The 26,768-nt window shown below is 73.4% G+C and carries 10 protein-coding genes and 1 pseudogene; 7 read left to right on the forward strand and 4 right to left on the reverse strand.

The features are described 5' to 3' along the window. The 7 genes from NMK44_RS30365 to NMK44_RS30395 all read left to right on the forward strand — a co-directional run. On the forward strand, positions 1-4,331 hold a 4,331-nt coding region (locus NMK44_RS30365), incomplete at its 5' end, for an SDR family NAD(P)-dependent oxidoreductase (RefSeq protein ID WP_254749164.1). Between the two features lie 46 nt (positions 4,332-4,377). Continuing rightward, positions 4,378-14,622, forward strand: a complete 10,245-nt coding sequence (locus NMK44_RS30370) for a type I polyketide synthase (RefSeq protein WP_254749166.1) — start codon at positions 4,378-4,380, stop codon at positions 14,620-14,622. Between the two features lie 25 nt (positions 14,623-14,647). Next, a complete protein-coding gene (locus tag NMK44_RS30375) occupies positions 14,648-20,857 on the forward strand; it encodes a type I polyketide synthase (protein ID WP_254749168.1) in 6,210 nt (2,069 codons plus the stop codon). 28 nt (positions 20,858-20,885) lie between these two features. Then, complete coding sequence (locus tag NMK44_RS30380; protein ID WP_254749170.1) at positions 20,886-21,770, forward strand: 3-hydroxyacyl-CoA dehydrogenase family protein; 885 nt, start codon at positions 20,886-20,888, stop codon at positions 21,768-21,770. Next, positions 21,770-22,093, forward strand: coding sequence for an acyl carrier protein (locus NMK44_RS30385; protein ID WP_254749182.1), 324 nt, complete (start codon positions 21,770-21,772; stop codon positions 22,091-22,093). The genes NMK44_RS30380 and NMK44_RS30385 overlap by 1 nt, the downstream gene beginning before the upstream one ends. Then, positions 22,086-23,222: an acyl-CoA dehydrogenase family protein gene (locus NMK44_RS30390; protein WP_254749184.1), complete on the forward strand. Its 1,137-nt coding sequence runs from the start codon at positions 22,086-22,088 to the stop codon at positions 23,220-23,222. Before NMK44_RS30385 ends, NMK44_RS30390 begins: the two co-directional genes overlap by 8 nt. A gap of 11 nt (positions 23,223-23,233) precedes the next feature. Continuing rightward, positions 23,234-24,349: an HAD-IIIC family phosphatase gene (locus NMK44_RS30395; protein WP_254749186.1), complete on the forward strand. Its 1,116-nt coding sequence runs from the start codon at positions 23,234-23,236 to the stop codon at positions 24,347-24,349. 70 nt (positions 24,350-24,419) lie between these two features. Here the strand turns inward: NMK44_RS30395 and NMK44_RS30400 are convergent, their stop codons facing one another. The 4 genes and pseudogenes from NMK44_RS30400 to NMK44_RS30415 all read right to left on the reverse strand — a co-directional run bounded on the left by NMK44_RS30400 (position 24,420) and on the right by NMK44_RS30415 (position 26,706). Further along, entirely contained in the window at positions 24,420-25,082 is a 663-nt protein-coding gene (locus tag NMK44_RS30400; protein ID WP_254749188.1) for an O-methyltransferase, read from the reverse strand. 147 nt (positions 25,083-25,229) lie between these two features. Next, positions 25,230-25,685 carry a GNAT family N-acetyltransferase gene (locus tag NMK44_RS30405; protein ID WP_254749190.1) on the reverse strand — a complete coding sequence of 152 codons (456 nt, stop codon included), beginning with the start codon at positions 25,683-25,685 and terminating at the stop codon, positions 25,230-25,232. Between the two features lie 118 nt (positions 25,686-25,803). Next, a pseudogene (locus NMK44_RS30410) lies at positions 25,804-26,112 on the reverse strand (deoxyxylulose-5-phosphate synthase); the annotation flags it as partial. Between the two features lie 102 nt (positions 26,113-26,214). After that, positions 26,215-26,706: an FBP domain-containing protein gene (locus NMK44_RS30415; RefSeq protein WP_254749192.1), complete on the reverse strand. Its 492-nt coding sequence runs from the start codon at positions 26,704-26,706 to the stop codon at positions 26,215-26,217. Positions 26,707-26,768 lie beyond the last annotated feature (62 nt).

Raw genomic sequence — 26,768 nt, forward strand, 5'->3', positions numbered from 1 at the left:
CCTCGCATTGTGCGCAGGTGGAGCGGATCGAGGACGAACTGTGCTCGGCGTTGGAGGGGGTCACGGCGAAGAGCGGTGATGTTCCGTTGTTCTCCACGGTGACGGGTGGCTGGCTGGACACCTCGTTGATGGATGGTGGCTATTGGTATGCGAATCTGCGGAGTCCGGTGGGTTTCGAACCTGCGGTGCGTGCGCTGCTGGATGAGGGCTTCGGTGCGTTCGTCGAGGTGAGTCCGCATCCGGTCCTGACCGCCGCCGTACAGGAGACTGCCGAGACGACTGGCACGGCAGCCGTCATCACCGGCACCCTGCGCCGCGGCGATGGCGGTACGGAACGCATGCTGCTGTCGCTGGGCGAGGCTTACGCACAGGGCGTGGCGGTGGACTGGACGCCCGCCTTCGAGGGGATCGGTGCCCGGCGCGTCGACTTGCCCACCTACCCCTTCCAGGAGCGGCGGCTCTGGCTCGATGTCCCGACCACCAGCTGGGACGTTGCGTCCGCCGGTCTCGCCACCACCGGACACCCGCTCCTGGGCGCCGCCGTGGAGATCGCCGACACGGGCGAGATCCTCATCAGCGGCAGGCTCTCCCTGCGGACCCACCCGTGGCTCGCCGAACACCGCGTCCAGTCGACCACCCTGCTGCCCGGCACCGCCTTCCTGGAGCTGGCGCTGCGCGCCGCCGCCGAGGCCGACCGTGCCACGGTCGGCGAACTCACCCTGTCGGCACCCCTCGTACTGTCCGACGACGGTGCCGTACACGTCCAGATCCGCCTCGCCGCGGCCGGCGACGACGGCGACCGGGGCTTGAGCCTGTACTCCCGCCCGGAGCGGGACACAGCCGCTCCCGACGGCGGACACCTGTGGACCCTCCACGCCACCGGTACCGTCGTGCCCACCGTCCGGCGGCCCGGTCCCGCCGTCATCACCTGGCCGCCCGCCGGGGCCCGACCGGTCGACACCGGTGATCTGTACGAGCGTTTCGCCGCCGCCGGATACGTCTACGGGCCCACCTTCCAGGGGATCCGCAACGCCTGGCGCGGCGACGGCGAGGTCTTCGCCGACCTCGTCCTCGACGAGGGGCAGCACGCCGACGCGGCCGGATATCTCCTCCACCCGGCGCTGCTGGACGCCGCACTGCAGACCGCCGCGCTCCTGCCCGACCGGGACGGCGCCGCGCGGCTGCCGTTCAGCTGGACCGATGTCACCGTCCACGCTACCGGGGCCACCGCCGTCCGGGCACGGCTCACCGCCGACGGCCCGGACGCCGTCGCGCTCACCGTCCACGACCTCGCGGGGCAGGAGATCCTGTCCGCCGGTTCGCTCGTGCTGCGCCCTGTTTCGGCGGACCGGTTGCGGCCGGTCGACTCCGGCCGCGACGGACTGCACCGGCTGGAGTGGCTCCCCGCGCCCGCCACGGAGCCCACGGCAGCGCGCTGGGGACGGCTGGGCGACACCCTGCGCGAGGCTCTGCCCGACGCCGTGTCCTGGTCCCGACCGGCCGCGCCGCACCCGGCGTCCGCACCGGACGTACCGGAGGCACTGGACGGACCGGATGGACCGGATGGACCGGATAACCCGGACCTGGTCGTCGTCGACTGCCCGTGTCCACCGGCGGACACCCCCGCCGCCGCACTGCTCGCCACCACCACCGCATGCCTGCGCCTGGTGCGCGAGTGGCTGGACGACGAACGCCACGCGGGGTCCACCCTCGTCGTCGTCACCCGGGGCGCGCTGCCCACCGGACCCGGCGACACCACCGTCCCCCACCTGGCCCAGTCCGGGGTGTGGGGCATGCTGAGGACCGCGCGGACCGAGCACCCGGGGCGCTTCGCGGTGGTGGACCTCGACGACCGGCCCGGCTCCGCGACCGCCCTCGTCTCCGCGCTGCCCGGACTTCTGGCGGCGGGGGAGCACCAAGTCGCCGTACGCCACGGTGAGGTGCTGGTACCGCGGCTCACCGCCACACCCCACCGGGACTGCGTGGTGCCGCCGGTTGATACCCCGGCGTGGCGGATCGGCCTCGGAGCCGCGGGTACCGAAGGCGGTCCGGTGGCCGTCCCCGCCCCCGACGCCCTGTCACCCCTCGGTCCGGGCGAGGTGCGGGTCGCCGTACGCGCCGCCGGTCTGAACTTCCACGACGTCGTGGTCTCCCTGGGCCTCGACCCCGATCAGCCGGTGCTCGGCAGCGAGGGGGCCGGTACGGTCCTCGAAGTCGGCCCCGGCGTGGACGACCTGGCCCCCGGGGACCGGGTGATGGGGGTGTTCGGCGGGGCCTTCGGCCCGACCGCCGTCAGCGACCGGCGCACCCTCGCCCCGATCCCGGCCGGATGGACCTTCGCCCAGGCGGCCTCGGTGCCGATCGCCTACCTCACCGCGTGGTACGGGCTGTTCGACCTCGGCGGGTTGCGCGACGGCCAGTCCGTTCTGGTGCACGCGGCCACCGGAGGGGTGGGCACGGCCGCCGTACAACTGGCACGGCACGCCGGGGCCGAGGTGTATGCCACGGCAAGCCCCGCCAAATGGGATGTGCTCCGGGACCGTGGTGTCGACGAGGCGCACCTCGCCTCCACCCGCACGACCGAGTTCGCCACGGCGTTCCTGGACGCCACCGGTGGCAAGGGCGTCGACGTGGTACTCGACTGTCTGGCCCGGGAGTTCGTGGACGCCTCGCTGCGTCTGCTGCCCCGCGGCGGCCGGTTCGTGGAGATGGGCAAGACCGATGTACGGGACGCCGACGAGGTGGCGCGTCACCACCCCGGGGTCCACTACCAGGCGTTCGACCTGATGGAAGCCGGGCCGGACCGGATCGGTGCCATGCTCACCGAGATCCTGGCCCTGTTCGGGCGTGGTGTTCTCACCCTGCCGCCGGTCACCTGCTGGGACATCCGGCAGACCCCCCAGGCCTTCCGCCACCTGCGTCAGGCCCGGCACATCGGCAAGAACGTCCTGACGCTCCCGGCCCCGCTCGACCCCGACGGCACCGTGCTGGTCACCGGCGGGACCGGCACCCTCGGCGCCCTGGTCGCCCGCCATCTGGCCACCGTCCACGGGGTGCGCCACCTGCTGCTGGCGGGGCGCCGGGGCCCGGCGGCGCCCGGAGCCGCGGAGCTGGTCCAGGACCTCGCCGCGGCCGGGGCGCGGGCGACCGTGGTGGCCTGCGATCTGTCCGATCCGGCCGCGGCGGCCGGCCTGTTGGCACGGGTGGACCGGACCCATCCGCTGACCGCCGTGGTGCACGCCGCGGGCACGCTCGACGACGGCGTCCTCTCCTCGCTCACCCCTGAGCACATCGCCACCACCCTGCGGCCCAAGGCGGATGCCGCGTACACCCTGCACGAGCTGACCCGGGGCGGCGATCTGGCGGCGTTCGTGCTCTTCTCCTCCGGCGCGGCCCTTCTCGGAACACCCGGACAGGGCAACTACGCGGCCGCCAACGCCGCCCTCGACGCCCTGGCCGCACAGCGCCGCGCGGAGGGGCTGCCCGCCGTGTCCATCGGCTGGGGCATGTGGGAGGAGCGCAGCGAACTGACCGCGCATCTCACCGAGGTGGATCTGCGAGCGATGGCGGACCGGGGCATCGGCGCCCTGTCCACCGGAGCGGCGCTCGGTCTCTTCGATGCCGCTCTGCGCGCCGAGACCCCGTACGTCCTGGCGGCCGCCGTGGACCCGGTGGCGCTCACCGCCGCCGCATCGGCGGGGGAGGACCCGCCACCGATGCTGCGCGGACTGATCCGGCCCGCGCGACGGGCCGCCGCCACCGCCCCCGCGGCACCAGCCGCCACGCTCACCGGCAGGCTCCAGGGCCTGCCGCCCGCGGAGGTCCACCGGGTCCTGCTGGACCTGGTGCGCGGCAACGCCGCCGCCGTCCTCGGCCACACCTCCACGGAGCTGATCGGTGCCACACGTCCGTTCAAGGAGCTGGGATTCGACTCCCTCACCGGTGTCGAACTGCGCAACCGGCTGGCGGCCGTGACGGGTGAACGCCTGCCCGCGGCACTCGTCTTCGACCATCCGACCCCCGAAGCGCTCGCCGCACACCTCGCCACGCGGGTGTCCGCCGGGCATGCGGACGGCCCGCCGCTCGCACTCGCCGAACTCGACCGCCTCGACGGGCTCGTCGCCGAACTGTCCGGCGCGGACCACACCGGCACCCCGCCGCACACCGAGCTCGTCCGGCGGCTGCGCGGCGCGCTCGCCCGGCTGGAGCCCGCCGAGGACCGGCCGGACGCGCCGGAGGGCCCGGACGGACCGGATGGCGCCGCCGCCATCGCCGCCGCCACCAACGAAGAGATCTTCGACCTGATCGACAAGGAGCTGGGCATCTCGTGAGTCACCCGCAGACCGAGCCGGCCCGACGGACCGCCGGAGGTGCCCGGTGAGCGAGCAGAAACTGCGCGACTACCTCAACCGCGTCACCGTCGACCTGCGGGACACCCGCCGACGGCTGCGCCAGGCCGAGGCCCGGGGCCACGAGCCCATCGCCGTCGTCTCGATGAGCTGCCGCTTCCCCGGTGGGGTGCGCACCCCCGAGGAGCTGTGGGAGCTGCTGGTGGCGGGCCGTGACACCGTCACCGGCATCCCCGGGGACCGCGGCTGGGACACCGGGCGGCTGACCGAGGGCGGTGTGCCGTGCCAGGGCGCGTTCATCGACGGCGCCGCCGACTTCGACGCCGGATTCTTCGCCGTCTCCCCGCACGAGGCCGTGGCCATGGACCCGCAGCAGCGTCTGCTGCTCCAGGCCGCCTGGGAGGCCGTCGAGCGCGCGGGCATCGACCCCGCCTCGCTGCGCGCCACCCGTACCGGAGTGTTCGCCGCGGCCATCGACCAGGGCTACGGCCAACTCGGCGCGGGCGCCCCGGAGACCGTCCAGGGCTTCCTGATGACCGGCAACTCGATGAGCGTCACCTCCGGCCGGGTGGCCTACGCGCTCGGGCTGGAGGGCCCCGCCGTCACCGTCGACACCGCGTGTTCGGCCTCGCTCGTCGCCGTCCACCAGGCGGCGCGCGCCCTGCGTGACGAGGAGTGCTCCCTCGCGCTGGCGGCGGGGGTCACGGTGATGTCCCGGCCCTCCGTCTTCACCGAGTTCAGCCGCCAGGGCGCGATGTCGGCCGACGGGCGTTGCAAACCGTTCTCCGCCACCGCCGACGGCACCGGCTGGGGCGAGGGCGTCGGCGTACTGCTCCTGGAGCGTCTCTGCGACGCGCGCCGCAACGGCCATCCAGTGCTCGCCGTCCTGCGTGGCTCCGCCGTCAACCAGGACGGTGCCAGCAACGGGCTGACCGCCCCCAACGGACCCTCCCAGCAGCGCGTCATCCAGGCGGCGCTGGCCGACGCGGGCCTGGCCCCGGCGGACGTGGACGCCGTGGAGGCACACGGCACCGGCACCACCCTCGGCGATCCCATCGAGGCCGACGCCCTGATCGCCACCTACGGCCGGAACCGCCCCGCCGGACGGCCGCTGTGGCTCGGCTCCCTGAAGTCCAACATCGGCCACACCCAGGCCGCCGCGGGAGTCGCCGGGGTCATCAAGACCGTCCTCGCCCTGCGCCACGGGGTGCTGCCGCGGAGCCTGCACATCACCGAGCCGACCCCACATGTGGACTGGTCGGCGGGCTCGGTCGCGCTGCTGACCGAGGCCACACCGTGGCCGGAGACCGGCAGACCACGCCGTGCGGGGGTGTCCTCGTTCGGGATGAGCGGCACCAACGCCCACCTCATCCTCGAACAGGCCCCCGACCCCCAAGCAGTGGACCCCGGTGCGCAGGCATCCCCGGCGCCCGAGGTCACCACCCCGGCCGTCGTACCCTGCCTCCTCAGCGGGCGCACCGCCGCCGCCCTGCGCGACCAGGCCGTACGCCTGCGGGCCCGGCTGGACGGCACCGCCGAGGCACGCCCGGTGGACATCGGGTTCTCCCTCGCCACCACCCGGACGGCCTTCGAGCACCGCGCCGTCGTCCTGGCCGCGGACCGGACCGAACTCCTCGCCGGTGTGTCCGCGCTGATCCACGAGGACACCGCACCGGTCGTCACCGGCCACACCGAGCGGGTGCCCACCGGCCGGATCGCCTGGGTCTTCCCCGGACAGGGCGCCCAGTGGTCCGGTATGGGGCGTGAACTCCTGAACAGCTCACCGGAGTTCGCCGCCTCCGTCGACGCCTGCGAGGAGGCGCTGTCCGGCCTGGTGGACTGGTCACTGCGCGATGTGCTGCGCGGAGCGCCCGGCGCCGCCTCGCTCGACCGCGTCGACGTGGTCCAGCCCGCGCTGTTCGCCATGATGGTGTCACTGGCAGCGCTGTGGCGGTCCTGGGGCGTCGAACCCGACGCCGTCGTCGGCCACAGCCAGGGCGAGATCGCCGCCGCGGTCGTCGCCGGAGCGCTGTCACTGGAGGACGGCGCGAAGGCCGTCGCCCTGCGCAGCCGCGCCGTCGCCGCCCTCTCCGGCGACGGTGGCATGGTCTCGCTCGCGCTGCCGCTCGCGGGGGCCAGGGAGCTCATCGCCCCCTGGACGGAGCGCCTGTCGATCGCCGCCGTCAACGGGCCCGCCGCCGTCGTGGTCTCCGGCGACCGGGCGGCCCTCGACGAACTCGTCGCCATCTGCGCCACCCGGGACATCCGCGCCCGCACCCTCCCCGTCGACTACGCCTCCCACTCCGCGCAGGTTGAACGCGTCCACGACGGGCTGCTCACCGCGCTGGCGGACATCACCCCGGCCGTGCCCCGTGTACCGCTGTACTCCACCGTCACCGGTGAGCGGCTGGACACCGCCGGGATGGACGCCGCGTACTGGTACCGGAACCTCCGTGAGACCGTCCGTTTCGACACCGCCGTCCGCTCCCTGGTGCGGGAGGGCCACCGGGTGTTCCTCGAGGTGTCGCCCCACCCCGTGCTGACCGTGCCGGTCCAGGACGTCGCCGAGGACACCGGCGCGGCCGACACCCTCGTCACCGGCACCCTGCGGCGGGACGAGGGCGGCCCCCGGCGCGCCCTGACCTCCGCTGCCGAACTGTGGGTCCACGGCACACCGGTGGACTGGCGCGCGGTCTACGAGGGCTCCGGGGCCCGCCGGATCGACCTGCCCACCTACCCGTTCCAGCAGCGCCGCCACTGGCTGGAGCCCAGCGCCCCCGCGACGCCATCCGCCGGTGACGACGCGCCCTTCTGGGACCTCGTCGAACGCGGTGACGTGACCGAGGCCGCCGACGCGCTCGCCGTCGACGCCGAGGCGCTCGGACGGGTGCTCCCCGCCCTCGGCGACTGGCACCGCCGCCGGGCCACCGCCACCGTCGCCGACTCCTGGCGCTACCGCGTCGACTGGCGGCCGGTACCCGACCCGCCCGCCACCACCCTCACCGGCCGCTGGCTGTTCGTCCTGCCTCCCGGCCACGGCACCGACGCCACCGGGCGCGACGTCCTCCGCGCGCTCACCGACCACGGCGCCACCGTCGTCACCGCCGAGCCCCACACCACCGCCGACCGGACCGCGCTCGCCGCCGTACTGGCCGCCGCAGCCGAGGGCCGTCCCGTCACCGGTGTCCTCTCGCTGCTCGCCCTCGATGCACATCCCCACCCCGACCACCCGGCGCTGCCCACGGGCGCCGCCCTCACCCTCGCGCTCGTCCAGGCGATGGGCGACCTCGGAATGACCGCGCCCCTGTGGTGCGCCACCACCGGCGCGGTCTCCACCGGCCCCGCCGATCCGCCCACCGCGCCCCGGCAGGCACTGGTGTGGGGGACCGGTATGGTCGCCGCGCTCGAACACCCCCGCCGCTGGGGCGGGCTGGTCGACCTCCCCGCGCGGCTCGACGACCGCGCGCGCGAGCGGCTGTGCGCCGCGCTGGGCGGCGCCGGGGACGAGGACCAGCTGGCGGTACGGTCCACCGGTCTGCTCGCCCGCCGCCTCGTCCGGGCACCCCGCGCCTCCGCCCGCCCCGGCCGTTCCTGGCGGCCCCGCGGCACGGTCCTGCTGACCGGGGGTACCGGAGCGGTCGGCCCGCACCTCGTCCGCTGGCTGGCCCGGGGAGGCGCCGAACACCTCGTGCTGCCCGGACGCCGCGGCCCTGACACGCCCGGGGCGGCGGAGCTGACGGCCGAACTCGCCCGGCTGGGCACCCGTCTCACCCTGCCCGTGTGCGATCTTTCCGACCGTGCCCAGACCGAGGCGCTCCTGGCCGGGCTCGACGCCCAGGGCACCCCCGTCACCGCCGTGGTGCACGCGGCCGCCCACATCGCCCTCGCCCCGCTGGATGCCATGCCCCTGGAGGCGTTCGAGCGGATCGTCGCCGCCAAGGCGGCGGGAGCCGGACACCTCGACGCCCTGCTCGACCGCGAACTCGACGCCTTCGTCCTGTTCTCCTCGATCGCGGGCGTGTGGGGGAGCGGTGACCACGGCGCGTACGCCGCCGCCAACGCCTATCTGGACGCGCTGGCCCAGCACCGCAGGGCGCGTGGCCTGACCGCCACCACGGTCGACTGGGGCATCTGGCGGGCGGACAACCCCGCGGCCCCGGCGGTCCAGGAACCCGTCGCCGACCTCTTCAACCTCGAAGAGCACGGACTGCCGCGGATCGACCCCGACACCGCCATCGCCTGCCTGCAACAGATCCTCGACGACGACGACACCCTCATCACTGTCGCCGACGTGGACTGGCCGCGTTTCACCGAGGTGTTCACCTCCAGCCGTCGCAGCCCGCTGCTGACCGGAGTCCCCGAGGCCCGGCGCGCGCTCGCGGCGCCGGACACCGCCGCCTCCGCACCGGCCGCGTCGGAACTGCGGCAGCGGCTGACCGCGCTCGGTCCCGCGGAACGGTCCAGGCTGCTGCTCGACCTGGTCCGGACCCACGCGGCGGCCGTGCTCGGCCACGACTCCACCGACACCGTCCCGCCCTCGAAGGCCTTCCAGGAGCTGGGGTTCGCCTCGCTGACCGCGGTCGAACTGCGCAACCGGCTGAACAGCGCGAGCGGACTGCGGCTGCCGTCGACCGTGGTCTTCGACCACCCCTCGGCCACCGCGCTCGCCACCCACCTGGGGGAGTGTCTGCTCGGTGACGCGGACAGCGACGGCGTCGGCGACGAGGACGGGAACGAGGACGGCCGACGGAGCCCGGGGGACCACGGGACGACCGCCGCCACCGACGAACCGATCGCCGTCGTCGCCATGGGCTGCCGGCTCCCCGGTGGTGTCAGCACCCCCGATGCCCTGTGGGAGCTGCTGACCGACTGCCGTGACGCCGTCTCCGGGTTCCCCGCCAACCGCGGCTGGGACCTCGACGCGCTCTATGACCCCGACCCCGACCGCCCCGGCACCGTCACCACCCGGCACGGTGGCTTCCTGCACGACGCCGCCGACTTCGACGCGGACTTCTTCGGCATCTCGCCCCGCGAGGCCCGCGCCATGGACCCCCAGCAACGCCTGCTGCTGGAGACCTCCTGGGAGGCGCTCGAACGCGCGGGCCTGGACCCCACCGCCCTGCGCGGCAGCCGCACCGGTGTCTTCACCGGGGTCAACTACAGCGACTACGCCACCGCCGTGGCCCGTTCCGCGGAGGCCGAGGGACATCTGCTCACCGGCAGCGCGCCCAGCGTCGTGTCCGGCCGGGTGGCGTACACCCTCGGTCTGGAGGGCCCGGCCATCACCGTGGACACCGCCTGCTCCTCGTCCCTGGTCGCCCTGCATCTGGCGGCCCGTGCGCTGCGCGCCGGGGACTGTTCGCTGGCCCTCGTCGGCGGTGTCACCGTGATGTCCACGCCCGGTGCGCTGGCCGGCTTCTCCCGGCAGCGCGGTCTGGCCCCCGACGGCCGGTGCAAGGCGTTCGCCGACGCCGCCGACGGGATGGGCATGAGCGAGGGCGCGGGTGTCCTGCTCGTCGAACGGCTGGCCGACGCCCGCCGCGACGGCCACCCGGTCCTCGCGGTGCTGCGCGGCTCGGCCGTCAACCAGGACGGCGCCAGCAACGGTCTCTCCGCGCCCAACGGACCCAGCCAGCAACGGGTGATCCGGGCCGCGCTCAGCGACGCCGGACTCGACACCACGGACGTCGACGTGGTCGAGGCCCATGGCACCGGCACCACCCTCGGCGACCCCATCGAGGCCCAGGCGCTCCTGGCCACCTACGGACGGAACCGGCCGGACGGCCGGCCCGTGCTGGTCGGTTCGCTGAAGTCCAACATCGGCCACACCCAGGCCCTGTCCGGACTCGCCGGAGTGATGAAGACGGTGCTGGCCCTGGGCCACGCCACCGTTCCCGCCACCCTCCACGTCGACCGGCCCACCACCCATGTCGACTGGAACCAGGGCGGTCTGGCCCTGGCCACCGACACCACACCCTGGCCGGAATCCGGCCGACCGCGCCGCGCGGGGGTGTCCTCGTTCGGGCTGAGCGGCACCAACGCCCACGTCATCCTGGAACAGGCCCCGCGGCCGCCCGTGCCGCACGAGGATCCGGAGAACCATGACGACCAGCCCGGCCCCGTGCTGCCCTGGCTCCTCTCCGCCCGGTCCGCGGAAGCACTGCGCGCCCAGGCCGCGCGTCTGCTCGACCACCTGGCCCGCACCGAGGGGTGCGACGTGGCCGATGTCAGCCTGGCCCTGACGGGCCGCACCGCCCACGAACACCGCGCCGTCCTCGTCGGTGACCGCGACCGGCTGCCCGCCGCCCTGAAGGAGCTGGCCGCCGGGGCCACCCCCGCGGTGGGCGGTATCGCGCACACCGGGGGACCCGTCGTCTTCGTCTTCCCCGGGCAGGGCGCCCAATGGGCCGGAATGGCACGGGACTTGCTCGTTGCGTCCCCCGCGTTCGCCGACCGGATGCGTGACTGCGCGGCGGCCCTGACCCCGCATGTGGAATGGTCACTGCTGGACGTCGTGGACTCCGGTACCGGGCTGGACCGGGTGGACGTGGTGCAGCCCGTCCTGTTCGCCGTGATGGTGTCACTGGCCGCGCTGTGGCGCTCCCACGGCCTGGTCCCGGACGCCGTCGTCGGCCACAGCCAGGGCGAGATCGCCGCCGCGGTCGTCGCCGGAGCGCTGTCCCTGGAGGACGGCGCCACCGTCGTGGCACTGCGCAGCCGCGCCATCGCCTCCCTCGGCCGCGACGGTGGCATGGCGTCGCTCGCCCTCTGCGAGGAGGACGCCCGCAGCCGGATCTCCGCCTGGGACGACCGCCTCGCGGTGGCCGCCGTCAACGGTCCGGCGTCGATCGTGGTCTCCGGTGACACCACCGCGCTGGACGAACTCCTGGTGTCCTGCGAGCGGGAGGAGGTCCGCGCCCGGCGGATCGACGTGGACTACGCCTCGCACTGCGACCATGTGGAAGCCTTGGAGACCACGCTCGTCACCGCACTGGACGGCATCGCGCCGAAGACCGGCGCCGTCCCCCTGTACTCCACCGTGACCGGCGCCCGGCTGGACACCTCCGCCATGGACGCCCGCTACTGGTACGGCAATCTGCGCGGGGCGGTGCGCTTCGCCACCGCGATCCGGGCCCTGGCCGACGCCGGGTACACCACCTTCGTCGAGCTCAGCCCGCACCCGGTGCTGACCACGGCCGTCCAGGAGACCCTGGAGGCCGCGGACACCGACGGCGTCGTCCTGGAGACCCTGCGCCGCGATGAGGGCGGTATGGAGCGCCTGCTCACCTCGCTCGGCGCGGCATGGGCGCACGGACTGCCGGTGGACTGGGCACCGTTGTTCACGCGCTACCCGGCCACGCGCGTGGAGCTGCCCACGTACGCCTTCCAGCACCGGTCCTACTGGGCCCTGCCGGACCCGGCCGGGGGCGGCGCCGATGTCACCGCCGCCGGTCTCGGCGCCCTCGGCCACCCGCTCCTGGGCGCCGCCGCCGAGGTCGCGGGCAGCGGTGAACTGCTGCTCAGCGGGCGGATCTCGGCGCACTCCCACCCCTGGGTGGCCGACCACGCCGTGGCGGACACCGTGCTGCTCCCCGGCGCCGCGTACGTGGAACTCGCCCTGCGCGCCGGGGACCAGGCGGGCTGCTCCCTGGTGGAGGAACTGACGCTCCAGGCGCCCCTGGCGCTGCCCACGAGCGGGGGAGTCGCACTCCAACTGCGCGTCGGCGCCCCGGACGACACCGGCCGCCGCGGTGTGGACGTGTTCTCCCGCCCGGAGGACGCACCCGACGCGCCCTGGACCCTCCACGCCACCGGCACCCTCGCCGACGAGCGGGCCGAGCCGCTGCCCGGTCCCCTGATGGAATGGCCACCCGCCGGAGCGGAACCGGTCGACGTCGAGGACCTCTACGAGCGGTTCTCCGCCTCCGGCTACGGTTACGGCCCGGCCTTCCGCGGACTGCGCGCCGCGTGGCGGCGCGGCGGTGAACTCTTCACCGAGGTACGCCTCGACGCCGACCAGCAGCCGCACTCCGCCGCCTTCGGCATCCACCCCGCACTGCTGGACGCGGCCCTCCAGGGCCTGTGGCTCGGCGCCGCCGACGGGAACGGCGACCCCGGCCTCGCGCCGGGCACCGCGCGCCTGCCGTTCGCGTGGACCGGGGTGACCCTGCACGCCTCCGGCGCCACCGAGCTGCGCGTCCGCCTGGTGTGCGACACCGAGGGGCCGGTGTCGATCCACGCGACGGACCCCTCCGGCCGGCCGGTGGTCACCGTCGGCGGGCTGACCGTCCGGCCGGTCGACACCACGACCCTGCACACCTCCGCCATCCCGGCACACGACTCCCTCTTCCGCGTGGAGTGGACCCCCGTGCCCGCCCCGGCCACGGACCGCGCGGACACCGCCCGGTGGGCCGCGCTCGCTCCCGTGGACGGTCTTCCCGACACCTATCCGGACCTCGCCGGGCTCGTCACCGCCATCCGGAGCGGCGCCCCCGTGCCCGATGCGGTCCTGGTGGCCTGCGTCCCCGACGGGGACGACGGCGAGGCGGTGCGCTCCACCGTCGACACGACGCGGGCACTCCTCCAGGACTGGCTCGCCGAGGACCGGCTCAGCGACACCCGGCTGGTGTTCCTCACCCACGGCGCCGTCCGGGCCACCCCGGACGAGCACATCACCGCTCCGGCCGCCGCCGCGGCCCGCGGCCTGGTGCGCTCGGCCCAGTCCGAGCACCCCGACCGGTTCCTCCTGGTCGACACCGACGAGGCCGCCGACGGCCGCCGCGCCCTGACGGACCTGCCGTGGGGCGCCCTCGACCTCGGCGAACCCCAACTCGCCGTCCGGGACACCACCTTGCTCGCCGCCCGGCTGGCCCGCGTTCCGGCTCCGGAGGACGGGCCGTCCCGGCCGCTCGACCCCGAGGGCACCGTGCTGGTCACCGGCGCCGCCGGTGCCCTCGGCGGTCTGGTGGCCCGTCATCTCGTGGCCCGGCACGGTGTCCGCCACCTGCTCCTGGTGGGCAGGCGCGGCGCCGAGGCGCCCGGGGCCGCGGCGCTCCTCGCCGATCTGGAAGCCCTCGGCGCCCGGCCCGAGTTCGCCGCGTGCGATGTCGCCGACCGGGCCGCCGTCATGGCCCTGGTGGCCGGGGTGTCCGAGCGGCATCCGCTGACCGCCGTCGTCCACGCCGCCGGGGTCCTCGACGACGGAGTGGTCACCTCGCTGACCCCCGAGCGGTTCGACCGTGTCCTGCGCCCCAAGGTCGACGCGGCGCTCCACCTGCACGAGGCCACCCGCGACCACCCGCTCGCCGCCTTCGTCCTCTTCTCCTCCGCGTCGGGCATCATCGGCAACGCGGGCCAGGGCAACTACGCGGCGGCCAACGCCTTCCTGGACGCCCTCGCCCAGCACCGTCACTGTCTCGGGCTGCCCGCCCAGTCACTGGCCTGGGGCTTGTGGGAACGGCGCGGCGAGATGACCGGCACCCTCGACGCCACCGGACTGCGGCGGATGACCCACGGAGGAGTGGGCGCGCTCACCGACGACCAGGGACTCGCCCTCCTCGACGCCGCGCTGCGGCTGGACGAACCACTCCTGGTGCCCGTACGGCTCGACACCGCCCGGCTGCGCGCCGCGACACCGGCCACCCCGGTCCCGCCCCTGCTGCGCGGCCTCTTCCCCGCCCGCCACCGGCCCACCGCGTCTGCCACCGGCGCGGCCGACACCGCGTCCCTGCGCGCCCGGCTCGCGGCCCTGCCCGCCGACCAGCGCCTGGAACACACGGTGGAGCTGGTCCGCGGTCAGGTGGCCGATGTCCTGGGCCACGCCGGCACCGACGCGATCGACCCGGAACGGGCCTTCAAGGACCTCGGCTTCGACTCGCTGACCGCCGTCGACCTGCGCAACCGGCTGAAGGCCGCCACCGGTCTGCGGCTGCCCGCCACCCTCGTCTTCGACCACCCCACACCGTCCGCCGTCGCCGGACACCTGGCCGGACGGATCGCCCCCGCGGCCCCTCCCGCACCACCGGTGGACCGGGACGACGAAGGGGAACTGCGCCGACGGCTGGCCGCGATCCCCCTGGCGCGGTTGCGTGACGCCGGACTGCTGGACCCCCTGCTGCGCCTGACACCTCCCGCCGCCGGTGGCGACGACACCTCGTCCGCACCGGCCACGGCACACCGGAGTGCGGACGACGACGGCGACCGGGACGCCATCCACGGCATGGACGTGGACGGACTGGTCCGGCTGGCGCTGGGCGGTGACGGACGTGGCTGAACCGGAAGGGAACGAAAGGACGAACATGACCACGGATCAGGTGGTCGAGGCGCTGCGCGCCTCGCTCCTCGACAACCAGCGGCTGCGGCAGGAGAACCGCAGGCTCGCCGGGGAACCCCGCGAATTGGTGGCCGTCGTGGGAATGGGCTGCCGCTTCCCGGGCGGTGTGCGCTCCCCGGAGGAGCTGTGGGAACTGCTGGTCAAGGAGCGGGACGCGGTCACCGGATTCCCGGCCGACCGCGGCTGGGACCTCGACGGCGTCTATGACACCGACCCCGACGCGCCGGGCACCTCGTACACCCGCGAGGGGGGATTCCTGCACGACGCCTGTGCGTTCGATGCCGCGTTCTTCGGGATCTCGCCCCGCGAAGCGCTCGCGATGGACCCCCAGCAGCGGCTGCTCCTGGAGACCTGCTGGGAGGCGGTCGAACGGGCCGGGATCGACCCGCTGACCCTCAAGGGCAGCCGTACGGGCGTCTACGCGGGGGTGATCTACAGCGAGTACGGCTCCCGTCTGACCCGGGTACCCGATGAACTCGAGGGCTTCCTGGGGACCGGCAGCATCTCCAGCGTCGTATCCGGGCGTATCGCCTACAGCCTCGGTCTGGAAGGCCCGGCGGTCACCCTCGACACCGCCTGTTCCTCCTCGCTCGTCGCCGTCCACCTGGCCTGCCAGGCACTCCGCGCGGGCGAGACGGACCTGGCGCTGGCCGGCGGTGTGACGGTGATGTCCACCCCGGGCCTGTACGTGGGGTTCAGCCGTCAGCGCGGGCTGGCACCGGACGGGCGCAGCAAGTCGTTCTCCGCCGCCGCCGACGGCGCGGGCTTCGGTGAGGGCGTCGGCGTACTGCTGCTGGAGCGGCTGTCCGACGCCCGGCGCCACGGCCACCCCGTCCTCGCGGTCGTCCGCGGCTCCGCCGTCAACCAGGACGGCGCGAGCAACGGGCTGACCGCGCCCAACGGCCCGTCCCAGCAGCGGGTCATCCGCCAGGCACTGGACAGCGCCCGGCTGGCGCCCGCCGAGATCGACGCCGTGGAGGCGCACGGGACCGGTACGGTGCTCGGCGACCCGATCGAGGCCCAGGCGCTCCTGGCCTCGTACGGCGCCGACCGGCCTGCCGGGCAGCCGCTGCTGGTGGGTTCGCTCAAGTCCAACCTCACCCACACCCAGGCCGCCGCCGGCGTCGGCGGTGTCATCAAGATGGTCCTGGCGATGCGCCACGGCCTGCTGCCCCGCACCCTGCACATCGACCGGCCCACACCACGGGTGGACTGGGAGGAGGGCGACGTACGGCTCCTCACCGTCGCCACACCGTGGCCCGAGACCGGCCGGCCGCGCCGTGCCGGAGTCTCCTCCTTCGGGGCCAGTGGCACCAACGCCCATCTGGTCCTGGAAGCCGCCCCGGACCAGGAATCCGAGGACCGGGCCCCCGAGGACGGGGCGCCGTCGGCGGAGCTCCACGGCCCCGTCGCCTGGCCGCTGTCCGCCAAGGGGCAACGGGCGCTGCGCGCCCAGGCCGCCGCGCTGCACGCGCACGTGGCCGCCGGACCGTGGCCCCGCCCCGCCGATATCGGTCTGTCCCTGGCCGCCGGCCGGTCCCGGTTCGCGGACCGCGCGGTGGTGGTGGGCACCTCGCGCACCGGACTGCTCGACGCGCTGGCCGCGGTGGCGAACGGTGAGACATCCGCCGACGCCGTGTGCGGCACCGCCCCCCGCGGTGGCCGCAAGGCGGTGTTCGTGTTTCCCGGTCAGGGGTCGCAGTGGGCGGGGATGGCGGTGGAACTGCTCGATGCCGCGCCGGTGTTCGCGGGGCGGATGGCGGAGTGTGAGCGTGCGCTGTCGCCGTATGTGGGGTGGTCGTTGGAGGCGGTGCTGCGGGGTGGTGAGGGTGCGCCGTCGCTGGACCGGGTGGATGTGGTCCAGCCGGTGCTGTTCGCGGTGATGGTGTCGTTGGCGGAGTTGTGGCGTTCGTATGGTGTGGTGCCGGATGCGGTGGTGGGGCATTCGCAGGGGGAGATCGCGGCGGCGTGTGTGGCCGGGGCGCTCACCTTGGAGGACGCGGCGAAGGTGGTGGCCCTGCGCAGCGAGGCGCTGGCCGTGCTCGCCGGGCGTGGCGGGATGGCATCGGTCCAGTTACCGGCCGCCGACCTGGGTCCGTATCTGGAGCCGTGGGGTGAGCGGTTGTCGGTGGCCGCGGTCAACGGCCCGTCGGCCACGGTGCTCGCGGGTGACACCGAGGCCGTGGAGAAGGTCGTGCGGCGGCTGGTCGCGGACAATGTCGCGGCCCGGGTGATGCCCGTGGACTACGCCTCGCACTCCGCGCAGGTCGAGGAGATCCGGGACACCCTGCTGACCTCGCTGGCCGGTGTCACCCCGGCCCGGTCCGCGGTCCCGTACTACTCGACCGTCGACGCCACCTGGTGTGACACCAGCACGCTGGACGCCGCCTACTGGTACCGCAACCTGCGCGAACCCGTCCGGCTGCACACCGCCGTGGAGCGTCTCCTCGACGCGGGCCACCGCACCTTCGTCGAGATCAGCCCGCATCCCACCATCACTTGGGGTATCGCCGACACCGCCGCTGAGGCGGGGGCCGACGACACCGCGGTGATCGGCACCCTGCGCCGTGACGACGGCGGTCCCCGGCGCATGCTGCTGTCCCTCGCCGAGGCGTACACCGCCGGGCTGCCCGTCGACTGGCGACCCGCCTACCCGGCGGGCGGCGCCCGCCGGATCCCCCTGCCCACCTACGCCTTCCAGCGGCAGAGGTACTGGCTCGACGCGGACCAGCGCGGCGGCGACCCCGGCGCCACCGGGCAGTCCGGCACCGGCCACCCCCTGCTCAGCGCGGCGGTCGAGCTGCCGGGCGACGGCGGCACCGTCTTCACCGGCAGGATCTCCGCCACCACCCACCCCTGGCTCACCGACCACACCGTCCTGGGCACGGTACTGCTCCCCGGGGTGGCCTTCGTCGAGATGGCCGCCCACGCGGGACGGCGGCTGGACTGTCCGCGGATCGAGGAACTCACCCTCGCCGCGCCGCTGACCCTCCCCGAGGCCACCACCGACGGCGGTGTCCATCTGCGGCTGACCGTCTCCGCCGCGGACCTCGACGGCCGCCGCGCCCTGTCCTTCCACTCGCGTTCCGAGTCCGCCACGGCCCAAGACCCCTGGACACCCCACGCGACCGGCCACCTCACCCCCGGCCGTCCGGCGCACCCGGCCCCGGACACGGTGTGGCCCCCGGCGGGAGCCACCGCGCTGAGCGTGGCGGAGCTGTACACCGCGCTGGACACGCAGGGCATCGAGTACGGCCCGGCCTTCCAAGGACTGCGCTCCGCATGGAGCAGGGGCGAGGAGGTCTTCGCCGAGGCGACCCTGCCCGACGCCGTGTCCGACACCCGGACCACCGGATTCGCCGTCCATCCCGCGCTGCTGGACGCCGCACTGCAGACGGTGGGCCTCCGCGCCACCGCGGCGGATCAGCGCTCCGCCCATCCGCCCCTGCCGTTCTCCTGGCACGATGTGGATCTCGTCGCCACGCCGGGCCGTACCGTGCGGGTGGCCCTGCGCCCCGCGGGGACCGACGCGGTCTCCGTGAGTGTCACCGGCGAGGACGGTCAAACCGTGGCGGAGATCGGAACACTGACGGTCCGTCCGGCCTCCTTCACCACGCCGCGAGCCACCGACCGCTCCCTCCACCGGCTGACCTGGTCCCCGATCACCGCGCCCACCGCCGCGTCACGCCGCTGGACGCTCCTCGGGGAACCCGACGGACGGCTGCTGCCCGAAGGGTTCGCCGAACCCCTGACGGACGGCGACACGGACCGGGCCACCGGGTCCACCGCTGCGCTGCTGCCGTGCCCGCCGACCGGAGCGGACGGCCCCGAAGCCGTCCACACCGTCACCGCCGGCGTCCTGGAGCGGCTCCGCGGCTGGCTGGCGGACCCCGCCACCGCCACCGTGCCGCTGGTGGTCCTCACCCGTGGCGCCACCGGCCCCGGCCACGACGAACCGGTGGACCTCGCGGGCGCCGCCGTCTGGGGCCTGCTGCGCTCCGCCCAGCTCGAACACCCCGGACGGTTCCTCCTGCTGGACACCGACGACCCGGACGCCACGGCCGCCACCCTGCCCGGCGCGCTCGCCACGGGTGAACCCCAACTCACCTTGCGCGACGGCGTACTGACCGTGCCACGACTCATCCGCCACCCCTCGGCGGCCTCTGCCGCCGCCGTTCCGGAACCCGGACCGTTCGACCCCGAGGCCACCGTCCTGATCACCGGCGCGGGCGGTGTCCTCGCCGGGATCACCGCCCGGCACCTGGTCAACCGGCACGGAGTACGCCATCTGCTGCTCATCGGCCGCAGGGGCGACGGCGCCCCCGGGACCGGCGAGCTGGTGGCCGAACTCACCGCGGCCGGGGCCCATGTCACCGTCACCGCCTGCGACGTGACCGACCGGCATGCCCTGGCCGAGGTACTGGCGGACGTTCCCGCGCGGTATCCGCTGCGCGCCGTCGTCCACACCGCGGGCGCACTCGACGACGGACTGCTGGAGGCCCAGACGCCCGAGCGGCTGAGCGCCGTCCTGCGGCCGAAGGTCGACGGCACCTGGCATCTGCACGAGCTGACCCGCCACCTGGACCTGACGGCCTTCGTCGTCTACTCCTCGGCCGCGGGTGTCCTCGGCAGCCCCGGCCAGGCCACCTACGCCGCGGCCAACGCCTCGCTCGACGCCCTGATGACCTCCCGTCACCGCGAAGGACTGCCCGCCACCTCACTGGCCTGGGGTCTGTGGGAGCGGCGCGGCGGCCTCACCGCCGAACTCTCCGCAACCGATCTGCGCCGGATGGCCCGCAGCGGTGTGCACGGCCTGTCCGACGAGGACGGTGTCGCACTGTTCGACACCGCGCTCACCACCGGTGAGCCCCACCTCGTCCCCGTCCACCTCGACCTGGCGGCCTACCGCGGCACCGAGGTGCCCCCACTGCTGCGCTCGCTGGTCCGCACGCCCGCCCGTCCCCACCCGACGGCCGGCCACAGTCCGCTGCGGCAGCGGCTCGCGGCGGCCACGGCGCAGGAACACCCCGGGATCCTGCGTGAACTCGTCCTCGCGGAGGCCGCCGACGTACTCGGACACACCGGCGCCGCCGCCCTGGACCTGGACGATGCGTTCCTCTCCGTCGGCTTCGACTCGCTGACCGCCGTGGAACTGCGCAACCGGCTCGCCGCCCGCACCGGGCTGCGGCTGCGCCCCACCGCCGTCTTCGACAGCGGCACCCCGGCCCGGCTCGCCGACCTGCTGCACACTCAACTGTCCGCGGCTGACGCGCCGGACGAGGCCGAGCGCACCGAGGAGACCGCGGCACCGGAGGCGACGGGCCCGGTGGCCACCCTGTTCCGGCAGGCGTGCGAACTCGGTCGCACCGACGACGGTCTGGCTCTGCTCAAGAACGCCTCGGCGCTGCGCCCCGACATCCGTACCGGTGAGGAACTGCTCACCGCCGATGTCCGCCCCCGGCTGCTGCGGCTGTGTCCGCACGACACGGCTCCGGAGGTGGTGTGCTTCGGCTCCGTCGTGGCGCTCGGGGGCGCCCACCAGTACGCGCGCTTCGCCTCGCACTTCCGCGACCACTTCGGCGTCAGCGCGCTGGCGGCCCCCGGTTTCCTGCCCGGTGAGCCGGTGCCCGCCGATATGGCCGCCCTGCTGGACTTCCAGGCCCGGACCCTGCTCGAGACGGTGGGGGACCGGCCGCTGATCCTCACCGGCTCCTCATCGGGCGGCACGCTGGCGCACGGTGTCGCCGCCCGGCTGGACGAACTCGGCGCGGGACCGGAGGCGGTGGTCCTCATCGACACCTATCTGTCCCACAACCAGGGGATCACGCAGTTCAACGACGTACTGATCGGCGGGATGTTCGCGCGCGAGGACCGGGCCGCCCCGATGGACGACACCCGGCTCACCGCCATGGGGCGCTACTTCCGCATCCTCGACGACTGGTCCCTCCCCGTCGTCGCGGCGCCCACCCTGCTGGTCCGGGCGACCGAACCCCTCGGGCGCCCGGACCCCGGAGCGGGGGAGTGGCGCGCGTCCTGGCCCACCGCCCACACCGTCGTGGATGTACCCGGCGACCACTTCTCCCTCATGGAGCAGCACGTCGCGACCACCGCTCAGGCCATCCGCGACTGGCTCACCACCGTTTCCGGCCAGCCTGCCGTCCCGGCGCACGGCTGACCGACCCCCAAGCCCCCAGGAGAGGCCCATGCCAGCAGAACCACCTCAGGAATCCCATCCGTCGCACGCTCACCGGATCGCCGTGCTCGGCGCCGGAGTGATGGGGGTGGGCATCACCGCCCTCGCACTCGGCCACGGACTGCCGGTGCTGCTCATCGACACCGACCAGGACAAGCTGGACCGGGCGGGCGACGCCATCGACCACGAACTGCGCATCGCGCAGCTCATGGGCACCCTGCCGCCGGACGTCCGTACCGGCCCGCTGGAGACCGCGACCACCACCGGCGGTATCGGCGGGGTCACCGCCGTGATCGAGGCCATCACCGAGGACACCGGGCTCAAGGCCAAGGCCCTCGCGGAGGTCTCGGCCCGCGTCCTCCCCGGGACGCCACTGATCTCCAACACTTCGTCGATCCCCATCGACGAGCTCGCGGGCTGTGCCGAACGCCCCGAGGACGTCATCGGCACCCACTTCATGAACCCGCCGTACCTCATCCCGACCGTGGAGGTCATCCAGGGCGCCCGGACCGCCGCCGCCACCATGGCCGCGGCCGGTGAGCTCCTCACCGCCCTCGACCGGCGGCAGGTCGTGGTCAGGGACGCACCCGGTTTCGTCACCAGCCGGGTGCTGCACCCGATGATCAACGACGCGGCCCGGGTGGTGCAGGAGGGCACCGCCACCGCCGAGGCCGTCGACGCCCTGATGGAGGGCTGTCTCGGCCATCCCACCGGCCCGCTGCGCACCGCCGACCTGATCGGTATCGACAACCTCGTCGACTCGCTCCGCGTACTGCACCAGCACACCGGAGACGACGGATGCCGCCCCTGCGACCTGCTGCTCGACAAGGTCCGGCGCGGCGAACTCGGCCGGAAGTCCGGCCGTGGTTTCTACGACTACCAGGAGGAGAACTGATGGACACCCACACCCAGGGCCAGACCACCACCCGGACCGCGTCGACCGTGCATACGGCGGACCAGGCGGAAAAGGACGTGCAGAAGGACATCCTGCGCTTCCTGCAGACGCGCACCAAGCGCACCTGGCAGCCCGAGACGGACATCTTCGCCTCCGGTGGCCAGTCCTCGCTGTTCGCCATGGAACTCGTGGTGCACCTGGAGAAGTCCTTCGGTGTCGCGATCCGCGGCAAGGACCTGCGGCTCGACAACTTCCGCACGGTGGTGTCGATGACCGAGCTGGTCCACCGCCTCCAGGCGGCGGCCGGAGGAACCGGTGACTGATCCGATCTCCTTCGCCAGCACCGAGATCACCGGGCTGATCGCCGGCGACGCCGAGGAGTGGGACCGCACCGGAGCGCTGCCGCTGGACCTGCTGCGCAAGCTGGGCGCCGACGGACGGCTGTGCGGGCAGGTCCCGGCCACCTACGGCGGCTGGGGGCTCGACAGCGCGGCCAACGGCGCGTACACCGCACATGTCGGCAGTCTGTGCAGTTCCGTGCGGAGCGTGATGACCTCCCAGGGCATGGCCGCCTGGACCGTCGAACGGTTCGGCACCCCCGAGCAGCGCTCGGACTTCCTGCCGCTGCTGACCGGCGGTGAACTGGCCGCGGTCGGCTTCAGCGAACGCGGTGCCGGAAGCGATCTGGCCGCCATGTCCACCCGTGTCCGGCGCGACGGCGACACGGTGGTCCTCGACGGGCACAAGGTGTGGGTGACCGCCGCCCACTACGCGGATCTGCTGGTGCTGTTCGGCATGTTCGAGGACGACGGTGACTCCGAGGGGCAGGAGGAGGGGGCGGTGGCCGTCGTGGTCCCCGCTTCCACCCGTGGTGTCCGGATCGACCGTGTCCACGATCCGCTGGGCTGCCGGGCGGCGGGCCACGCCGACATCACCCTCGACGAGGTCCGCGTTCCGCTGACCCATGTGCTCGGCGGGGCGGCCCTGCCTCTTTCCCTGCTGGTCACCACCGCCCTCGCCTACGGCCGGATGTCGGTCGCCTGGGGGAGCGTGGGCATCCTGCGCGGCTGTCTCACCGCGGCTGCCCGGCACGCCACCGTTCGCGAGCAGTTCGGCGTTCCCCTCGGGGAACACCAGCTCGTCGCCCGCCACCTCGCCGAACTGCTCGTCGCCGAGCAGACCGCGACCCGTGTCTGTGAGCATGCCTCCCGCTGCTGGGACGAGGGCTCCCCGGACCAGGTCATGGCCACGGTCCTGGCCAAACACATCAGCGCGGGCAACGCCGCCCGCGGGGCGGCCACCGCCGTCCAGGTGCTCGCCTCGGCCGGGGCCCGTGACTCCCATCTGGTCGCCCGTGCCTACCGGGACGCCAAGCTGATGGAAATCATCGAGGGCAGCAATGAGATCTGCCAGCTCATGCTGGCGCGGCACGTCCTGGGAAGCGCCGCGTGAAGGGAACCGTAGTGAACACCCCCGATAGCGATCTCCTCCCCCTGGTCAAATGCCTGGTGTGGGACCTGGACAACACCCTGTGGCAGGGCACGCTGCTGGAGGACGGTGAGGTGGTGCTGTCCGACGCGGTGCGGGAGACCGTCGCCGAACTCGACGCCCGTGGCATCCTCCAGTCGGTCGCCAGCAAGAACGACCACGACCTGGCCTGGGCACAGCTGGAGAAGCTCGGTGTCGCCGAGTACTTCGTCCTGCCGGAGATCGGCTGGGGCCCGAAGTCAGGGGCGGTGCGGCGCATCGCCGACACCCTGAACTTCGCGCCCACCACCATCGCCTTCATCGACGATCAGCCCGCCGAGCGTGCCGAGGTCACCCACCACCTGCCCGATGTGCGCTGCTATCCGGCCGAAGCGGTGGCGGAGCTGTCGCGGCTGCCGGAGTTCACCCCCGCCCTGCGGACCGTGGACTCCGGACGGCGGCGGGAGATGTATCAGGCGGGCTTCCGGCGCGAGGCGGCGAGGGCGGAGGCCACCGGGCCGGACGAGGACTTCCTGCGCTCACTCGACCTCGACCTGCGCATCGGCCGGGCCACCGAGGAGGAGCTCTCCCGCGTCGAGGAACTCACCCTGCGCACCAGCCAGATGAATGCCACCGGTGTGCACTACGGGGACGCCGATCTGCGGCGGCTGCTCACCGATGACGCCCATGAGGTGCTGGTGGTCACGCTCACCGACCGCTTCGGACCGCACGGCGCCGTCGGGGTGCTGCTCCTCGAGCGCCACCCCGGTGTCTGGCACCTCAAACTCCTCGCGACCTCCTGCCGGGTGGTGTCCTTCGGTGTGGGAGCCACCGTGCTGAACTGGCTCACCGACCAGGCGTCCGGTGCGGGGGTCCATCTGATGGCCGACTTCAGGCCCACCGACCGCAACCGGATGATGGAGATCGCCTACCGGTTCGCCGGATTCGAGGAGGATCCGTGCGGATGCGCGGACACCCTCCGCCGTACGGGCGCCGTCGACCTCCAGCGCCTGCATCTGCGCCCCGAACCGCGCCCGGCCTCCACGACCATACGTGTCACCGCGGTCGACCTGGCGGTGGAGAGGGGGGAAGCCGTGCCCGGCCGGGTCTGAGTCGGCGGTGAGCCCGGTACGCGTCGAGGCGCGTACCGGGCTCTCGCCCTGTCGGCGTACGTTCGGGAATTCAGCGTTTACGGGCGAGGGTGATGCCGTCGGCCATCACCAGGAGGGAAATGTCCACGCGCTCGTCCCCCGACAGTTTCGCGTTGAGTTCCCGTACGGCCGCGGTATCGGGATCGTCGGCCAGCGGATCGGCGACGCGGCCGAAGAAGAGCGTGTTGTCGATGACCAGCAGTCCGCCGGACCGGGTCAGTCCGAGCGCCTTCTCGTAATACACCGGATAACCGGCCTTGTCGGCGTCGATGAACACCATGTCGAACGCCTCGGCACCATGCTCGTCCAGCAGCGCGTCCAAGGTCTCGACGGCGTCCCCGACCCGCAGGTCGATCCGCCCCTCCACCCCGTCCCGTTTCCAGTACTCGGCCCCGACCGCCGGCCACCGGTCCGTGATGTCGCAGGTCACGACCTGCCCGTCGAGGGGCACGGCGCGTGCCATGCACAGCGTGCTGTACCCGGTGAACGTTCCGATCTCCAGGACCCGCCGGGCACCGGTCAGCCGCACCAGCAGAGCCAGTAACTGCCCTTCTTCCGCCATGACTTGCAATGCGGCGCCCCCGGGGAGCTGTGCGGTCTCCTCCCGTAGCCCGCTCAGGATGTCGTCGTCGCGCAGGGAGACGTCCCTGACATAGGAAAGGAGCTCCTCCGTTGCGTCTATCTGCTGGGCCATAGGTGATGCAACCCCCTCTGTTCTCTCCGGAATTCGATGAAAATGATGCGAGGTCATTTTATGGTCGACGCACCGGAAAGTGAGTGGGGAGCGGTTTCCGGAGGACTCCTGCACTGATGTGCGAAGTCTTCCGGACACTGCTCCCCGTCAGAGCAGTTGCTTGTGCATCACGACGCACGGGCGGCCGTGCTGGTTGTCGGCCCGGCGGTCGATCTCCCGCCAGCCCAGGGAGCTCCAGAAGGCCGTGGCCGACGGGTTGTTCTCCAGTACGGCCAGCCGGACACCCCGGTGCCGCCGTTCCCGGAGCCGTTCCTCCACCACGGCCGTGAGGCGTCGTCCCATGCCCTGACGGTGCAGATCGCCGTGCACCATGAGCAGCCCGATCCAGGGGAAACCGTCGGTGGGGTGGCGATCGAGGAGACAGACGAGGCCGACGAGCCGTCCGTGGTGCTCGCGCGCCAGCAGCACCTCGCAGCCCTCGCCTTCCGCTTCCTCACGCAGATCGGCCTCGAGCCGTTCGGTGGGAAGGTGCTCGGGGTCGTACTCACCCGCCGTCCGGCAGTACCCGGGGTTGCTCGCGTAGAGATCCGCCACCTCGGCCATCTCGGGTGGGGAGAAGCGGAGAGGGGTGAGGGAGAGGGCGGGTGCGCGGTTCAGTGTGATCAGTCCCGGGGTTCTGGCGTCGTCGTGGTGAGTGGTCAGGGGAGCTCGGGGCGTGTGTCAGCGCCCGGCGGAACGGCTCTCCGGTGGTCCGGGCGTACGCCATGCGTTCGCGTACCTCGCGGAGGGTGCGCGGGCGGTAGCCGGGGCCGCCGCAGCAGCTCTTGTGGAACCGCACGCCCGCGTGGAGCAGTACGGAGAGGACCCGCCACCCCTCCGTGTCCCGGCGGCGGGGCGCGGCGAAGGCGGACCCCGCGTGCATCAGCGGTACCGCGCAGCGAGGGCAGCGCCGTTCGTGGTCACCGAGGTAGGGCTGCTTGTACGAGACCCGGCACGGCAGGCACACATACGAGGTCTTCCCATGCGACATGCGCTCCAGGCTAGGTTCCCCGGAAGCGGTGAGCGACACTATTTTCCCTCGTCCCGGTCCCGGGGCCCGGGCCCTGAGACCCGGTGCCCGGAGCGCACCGCCTCAGCCGGTCACCTTCGCGATGAACGCGGCCACGTTCGCCACCGTCCGCTCGATCTTCTCCTCCAGGGTCAGCGACTCCTGCGGCCGCGAACCGACACCCGCGTCCTTCTTCCCCCGCACGTACAGCGAGCAGGCCAGGTCGTCGCACAGATAGCTGCCGACCGAATTGCCCTGCTGCCGGGCCCTTCCCGCCTTCGGCGCGACCATCAGGGAGACCCCGCCGGTGTGGGAGGTCAGACATAGCGAGCACATGCTGCGCCGCCGGTGTGCCGAGGTGAGTCCGGTGGAGCGCAGTGCGATGGCCCGAGGACGGTCGTCCACCACGGTGACCAGGTAGGCGCGGTCGTGGGTCTGGGGGTCGCGCCAGCCGAGGAAGTCCAGATCCTCCCAGGGCCGGTCGGCCAGATCACGGGGGATGTACAGGCGCTTCGCCTCACCCTTGGTGCAGTTGACGAACGCGGCACGTATCTCTTGCCCGGTCAGCGGTTCCATAATGGCAGGCTAGTTTGCCTAAAGGTGTTAGGCAACTGCATAATCGCTTCTGGCAGGCGGAG

Source organism: Streptomyces cucumeris (assembly GCF_024295805.1).
Lineage (GTDB): Bacteria > Actinomycetota > Actinomycetes > Streptomycetales > Streptomycetaceae > Streptomyces > Streptomyces cucumeris.